The sequence below is a fragment of the Staphylococcus pasteuri genome (genome assembly GCF_030547725.1).
In the GTDB taxonomy this organism is placed as follows: domain Bacteria; phylum Bacillota; class Bacilli; order Staphylococcales; family Staphylococcaceae; genus Staphylococcus; species Staphylococcus pasteuri.
This window is the reverse complement of record NZ_JAUOQO010000339.1, coordinates 1-273: the sequence shown is the minus strand read 5'-3', so window position 1 is coordinate 273 and position 273 is coordinate 1. Positions and strand designations below refer to the sequence as shown.

At 45.4% G+C, this 273-nt stretch carries 1 pseudogene; it reads right to left on the bottom strand.

Annotated features, from left to right (window positions below):
• A pseudogene (locus tag Q4528_RS13905) lies at positions 1–273 on the bottom strand (hypothetical protein); the annotation flags it as partial.

Below are 273 nucleotides of genomic sequence, written 5' to 3'. Positions count from 1 at the left end.
ATACGGGAGCAACCAATGCCTACGGATGGGTGAGAAACGATGCCACGCAGATGACGCGCTTTAAGTAGATCAAACTCAGATAAACGTTTGCCTGAGCTGTTTTGACTATCAAAAAAAGCAAACGCCTGATCGATGGAATGAATCGTGATCACCACGCATTCGATACCTGCGAGCATCTGGGTTAGCTTTGCTTGATTATTCGCCCAAGCGGCATTGTTAATATGCTGCTCTATCTGTTTAAAATTAAGTGCCAATTGCTGCTGCGCCTGATAG